Here is a 5740-nt window from a genome sequence, read left to right as displayed (position 1 = left end):
CGGCATGGAGAACAGCAGCCAGGGCTGGTTCTGTTGCACGGTGCCGGGGAGCAGGTGCAGCAGGGCGGCCGCCAGCAGGGCGAGCAGTTGAGCCAGCAATGCGGCGTCGGCCAGGCGCGAGCTGGGAAGGCCGCTTCGCGTACGCCACAGCGATGGCAACAGCAGCAGTGCAAGCGGGTTGAACAGCAGCAGGTTGGCGTTCGCCCAGGCGGCGTGGTGGGTGGTCAGCAGCCACAGCACGAGCAGGCCGGTGCCGGCCAGTGCCGCCAGCATCAGGTAGAGGGTGCCGAGCAGCGCAAAGCCGGTGCGCCAGTTGCGGTGTGCAAGCAGCAACGCGGCGGCGAAGGCCAGGCCCGCCAGCGCGAGCGGAAGGCGCAGATCGGGCGCCGTCGCCGGCGGCACGTCGAGACGGTTGGGTGCGATGAGTTCCGTGCCGCTTACCAGGTCATGCTGACCTTGTGCACCGGCAACGCGCACGGTCGCCAGTTGGTGCGAAAGCACCTCGGGCAGGAAGCTCTCCTGCCAGGCATCGAGCGGCCGATCCGCGTAGGGGCCCAGGCCCAGGTCGAGCAGCAGCATCAGCCATGGCTGCGCGCTCATCAGGCGGGTGGTCTGCTGGCGGTAGGTCATGCCGCCGGGGCGCGCGGTGAGCTGGGCCTTGAGCACGCCGCCGAGCGCGCGATCGAGCGCGTCGCGCACGCGCGTGGTGCAGTTGTCGACGTAGTAGTCGTAGTCGTAGCGCGCGTTTTCCGGCCGCAGGTTCCACAGCAGGAAGTCGCGCAGCGCAGCGGCCTGATCGGCCGTGAGCGCCAGGTGCTGGCGGCTGACGGAGCGGCCGGCCTGGACATACCAGCTTTCGTCCAGCGTGGTCGATTCGGCATCCATCAGGTAGTGCATGCGGCCGCGCGCAAAGTTGAGCAGGAAGCCACGCTCGTCGAAATCGAACACCCCGTAGTTGAAGCTCACCGCCTCGCCGCTGACGGTATCGCGCACCTCGATCGCGTCATGGCCGAAACGCTCCCAATAGGTCTCGCCGGGGCCGTAGGTGACCAGCGCAACCTCGAGGTTCGCGCCCGGGGCATTGGCGACGCCGGCGTGGGCGGGCAAGGCGAACACCCAGAAGAACAGGGCGCAAAGCCAGAGCCGGAGGGGGCGATCCCGCTCTCCCCGGAAGAGGGCGCCGGCAGAAGGTAAGCGGTTCGGGCGGAGCGCGGCCTTGAGCTCTCGCCGTCCCCTCATCCGGCCCTGCGGGCCACCTTCTCCCGTGGGGGGAAGGGCAAGGAACCTAGCCATCGTTCGCCTGCCGATTGACGCGGAACTGCTGCACGCGCCGGTCGTCCGCCTCGGTAACGATGAACAAATAGCCGCCAAACACCACCTCTTCGCCGGCCTCGGGCAGATGGCCGAATTCCGCCGTGGCCATGCCGCCGACGGTGTCGAACTCCTCGTCGGAGAAACTCGCGCCGGTCTGTTCGTTGAAGTCGGCGATCGGGGTGAGCGCGCTGACCAGCCAGTCGCCGCCGGGTAGTTCGTGCATGAGGCTGGACCCGTCGTCCTCGTCGTGTTCGTCGTCGATCTCGCCGACGATCTGTTCGAGCACGTCCTCGATGGTGATCAAGCCGGCGACGCCGCCGTATTCGTCCACCACCAGCGCCATGTGGTTGCGCGAGCGGCGGAATTCCGCCAGCAACACATTGAGCCGCATCGACTCGGGAATCAGCACGGCCGGACGCAGCAGCAAGGCGAGGTCGAAACCTTCGCCATCGCCGAAGTACTTGAGCAGGTCCTTGGCGAGCAGAATGCCGACGATCTCGTCCTTGTCCTCGCCATGCACGGGGAACCGGGAGTGGCCGGACTCGACCACCTTGGCCAGGATCTCGTGCAGCGAGGCATCGGCCGGGATCATGACGATCTGCGCGCGCGGTACCATGACGTCGTCGACGCTGAGCTCGGTGACCTTGAGCGCGCCCTCGACCATGGCCAGGGTGTCGTTGGACAACCGGCCGTTGGCCTGGGCGGCGCGCAATTCCTCGATCAACTCATCGCGGTTGCGCGGTTCGCTGGAAAACAGATGGCCCAGGCGATCCCACCAGGAGCGGTGGGAGGCCGGGCCGTTGGTACTGCCAGGGTCGTCGTTCATCAACTCAGGAAAGAGCGGCCCGTGGAGGGGCGGAAGGCCGGAGTCTAGCGGAAAAAACGTGGGGATTCAGGGCACAAGCGGGTGATGCAGGCCTGGCAACCCTTCCGCCTTCGGGCGGCTCGGCATGAAGGGCAGGGCTCGCCTCGGGCATCGTTGAGGCAGCGGGAACCCAGGCGCTCGGCAGTTGGACGGGCGCGAGGCCGCTCCATCACCCGCCCTCGGCCCGGAGGGGAGTTGGGCGAAGCGTACTCAGGCGTAGGGGTCGGCGATGCCCAGGCCGGCGAGGATGCGGGTTTCGAGCGATTCCATGGCTTCGGCTTCGGCGTCCCCGAGGTGGTCGTAGCCGAGCAGGTGCAGGGTGCCGTGCACGGTCAGGTGGGCCCAGTGCTCGCGCGGTTTCTTGCCCTGTTCGGCCGCTTCGCGAACAACCACCGGGGCGCAGATGGCCAGGTCGCCGATCAGCGGCAGGTTCACGCCCGGCGGCAGCTCGGCAGGGAAGGAGAGCACGTTGGTGGCATAGTCCTTGCCCCGGTAGTCGCGGTTGAGGGCGCGGCCTTCCGCGGTATCGACGATGCGGATGGAAAGCTCTGCTGGCTTGCGCCGCTTCGCGCCCAGCAACGCGGCGGCAACCCACTGCCTGAAGCTGGCCGGCGAAGGGATGCCGGCGCGAGGCACGGCGTAGCTGACGGAGAGCCGGGGAACGGAAACGGGGGAGGCCGGGGCGGATTGCGGTGTGTTCGCCGCACCGGGACGCCGGCCTTTCGCCATGGGGCTCACGCCGCGCCACCCCTCGCCTTGCCCGTCCCCTGTTCCCCGCTTTCCGTCTGTTCGAACGCCTCGTAGGCCCGCACGATCTTGGCCACCAGCGGATGGCGCACCACGTCGCGCGAGGTGAAGAAGGTGAAGCTGATGCCGTTGACGCCGCGCAACACCTCCACCGCGTGGCGCAGGCCCGAGCGCACGTGTCGTGGCAGGTCGACCTGGCTGACGTCGCCGGTGATCACCGCCACCGAACCGAAGCCGATGCGGGTGAGGAACATCTTCATCTGCTCGACGGTCGTGTTCTGCGCCTCGTCGAGGATCACGTAGGAATCGTTCAAGGTCCGTCCGCGCATGTAGGCGAGCGGGGCGATTTCGATCACGTTGCGTTCGATCAGCTTGGCGACTTTCTCGAAGCCGAGCATTTCGTACAGCGCGTCGTACAGCGGGCGCAGGTAGGGATCCACCTTCTGCGAGAGGTCGCCCGGCAGGAAGCCGAGCTTTTCGCCGGCCTCCACCGCCGGGCGCACCAGCAGCAGGCGTTGCACGCGGTTGGCCTCCAGCGCCTCCACCGCGCTGGCGACGGCGAGATAGGTCTTGCCGGTGCCGGCCGGGCCAACCCCGAAGTTGATGTCGTGCGTGGTGATCGCGTGCAGGTAACGCGCCTGGTTCGGGCCGCGGCCCTTGATCACGCCGCGCTTGACCTTGATCACCACCTCTTGTGCGCCTTCGGCCGCCTCCTGGGTGATCGCGTCGATGCCCGACTCGGCCAAGTGCAGGTTGATCTGTGCACCGGTCAGCGCCTCGTTCGCGGTGGCGGCATACAGCGCACGCAGCACCTTTTCGGCAGCGCGCGCGGGCGCCTCTTCGCCGATCACCTTGAACAGGTTGCCGCGGTGGTCGATCTCCACGCCCAGGCGCAGCTCGATCTGCCGCAGGTGCTCGTCGAACGGGCCGCAGAGGTTGGCGAGCCGGGCGTTGTCTTCCGGGTCGAGGGCGAAATCGCGTTCGTTGAGTTCACTCATAGGCGCGCGAGGTTAGCGCGGCAGCGGTGGAAGAGCCATGTTTGGCGCTTGGATCAAGCCCGGACGATGGCGGCATGGTCCTGGCAGCCTGCCCGACGTGTACCCGTCCGCCGGTCTGGGCCAACGGATTTCAGGCCAGCGCTTCCTCGGCCAGGTGCACGCGTCCGCGCAGCGAGTTGGCCATCGCATCGGTGATCGCCACATCGACGAACTGGCCGATCAGGCGCGCGGGGCCGGCGAAGTTCACGAAGCGCATGTTCTCGGTACGGCCGGTGAGCTCGTTGGGGTCCTTGCGGCTGGGCTTTTCCACCAGCACGCGCTGCACGGTGCCGACCATCGCCTCGTTGATGGTTCGCGCGTGGTCGTTGATCTTCGCCTGCAGGCGCGACAGGCGCGCGTGCTTGACTTCGGAGGACGTGTCGTCGGCCAGATTCGCTGCGGGAGTGCCAGGCCGCGCGGAGAAGATGAAGGAGAAACTCTGGTCGAAGCCGACGTCCTCGATCAGCTTCATCGTCTTTTCGAAGTCCTCCTCGGTCTCGCCCGGAAAACCCACGATGAAGTCGGAGCTGATGCAGATGTCGGGACGCACCGCGCGCAGCTTCCTGATCTTCTGCTTGAACTCCAGCGTGGTGTAGCCGCGTTTCATCGCCGCCAGGATGCGGTCGGAGCCGGCCTGCACAGGCAGGTGCAGGAAATTGGCGAGCTTCGGGCAGCTGGCGTAGGCCTCGATCAGCGAGTCGGAGAACTCCAGCGGATGCGAGGTGGTGAACCGGATGCGGCCGATCGATTCGATCTGCGCGATGGCGTGGATCAGCACCGCCAGGTCCGCGGTGCCGCCGTCGTGCGTCGGGCCCTGGTAGGCGTTGACGTTCTGGCCCAGCAGCGTGACCTCGCGCACGCCCTGTTCGGCCAGTTGCGCCACTTCCACCAGCACGTCGTCGAACGGACGGCTGATCTCGGTGCCGCGGGTGTAGGGCACCACGCAGTAGCTGCAGTACTTGGAGCAGCCTTCCATGATCGAGACGAACGCGGTGGGGCCCTCGGCGCGCGGCTCGGGCAGGCGGTCGAACTTCTCGATCTCGGGGAAGGAGATGTCCACTTGCGCCTTGCCGGTCTCGCGCTTGGCCTCGATCAGCTCGGGCAGGCGGTGCAGGGTCTGCGGGCCGAACACCAGGTCCACGAACGGCGCGCGCTTGATGATCGCCTCGCCTTCCTGCGAGGCGACGCAGCCGCCCACGCCGATCAGCACCGGCTTGCCGCCCTGCTTGAACTCCTTCCAGCGGCCGAGCTGGCTGAACACCTTCTCCTGCGCCTTCTCGCGGATCGAACAGGTGTTGATCAGGATGACGTCCGCCTCGGACTCGTCCTGGGTCAGTTCCAGGCCGTGCGACGCCTTGAGCACGTCGGCCATCTTGGCCGAGTCGTACTCGTTCATCTGGCAGCCGTGGGTCTTGATGAAGAGTTTGCCGCTCATGGGAGGCGTGTACCGTTTGCGTGAGGCGTCGTTCGAGGGGTGCCGAACCGCGCAGTTTACGCTCGCGGTTCCGGAGCTGCCAGCTGTGGCGAGGCAGATCAAGCACTTGCGGGTGCAGCGGAGCGTGCGGTGAGCCACGTTGCAGCGTCCCTGCCCGGTCGAGGCGCGCGCAAGCTTGCCCTTCCGCACGAAACCGCGGCGTGGCGCTTGGCTTGGTTCCCATGCAGGGGCACACTCCGCGCATGTTTGCTGCCGAACGCCAAGGGGAGAGCGCCGGCGTGGGCGGCCTCGCTCGCGGGTGTGCACGGATGGGTGCAGACCACGGCCCGGCGGGGATCGCTG

5 protein-coding genes are annotated in these 5740 nt (G+C 67.4%); all 5 read right to left on the bottom strand.

The annotated features are described in order from the left end of the window. Nucleotides 1–1107 (bottom strand): DUF4105 domain-containing protein (locus HOQ08_RS04905; RefSeq protein ID WP_291192241.1); only part of this gene is annotated, 1107 nt, incomplete at its 3' end. 178 nt (nt 1108–1285) lie between these two features. Further along, a complete protein-coding gene (locus HOQ08_RS04900; protein WP_291192239.1) occupies nt 1286–2140 on the bottom strand; it encodes a transporter associated domain-containing protein in 855 nt (284 codons plus the stop codon). A 249-nt stretch (nt 2141–2389) separates the two neighbouring features. Next, on the bottom strand, nt 2390–2908 hold the full coding sequence (gene ybeY / locus HOQ08_RS04895) for an rRNA maturation RNase YbeY (RefSeq protein WP_291192237.1): 519 nt from the start codon (nt 2906–2908) through the stop codon (nt 2390–2392). 5 nt (nt 2909–2913) lie between these two features. Continuing rightward, nucleotides 2914–3924, bottom strand: coding sequence for a PhoH family protein (locus tag HOQ08_RS04890; protein ID WP_291192235.1), 1011 nt, complete (start codon nt 3922–3924; stop codon nt 2914–2916). 130 nt (nt 3925–4054) lie between these two features. Further along, entirely contained in the window at nt 4055–5398 is a 1344-nt protein-coding gene (gene miaB, locus HOQ08_RS04885; protein WP_291192233.1) for a tRNA (N6-isopentenyl adenosine(37)-C2)-methylthiotransferase MiaB, read from the bottom strand. Between the last annotated feature and the right edge of the window lie 342 nt (nt 5399–5740).

Source organism: Frateuria sp. (genome assembly GCF_013362045.1).
GTDB lineage: Bacteria > Pseudomonadota > Gammaproteobacteria > Xanthomonadales > Rhodanobacteraceae > Frateuria_A.
This window is presented reverse-complemented; position numbering and strand designations above follow the sequence as displayed.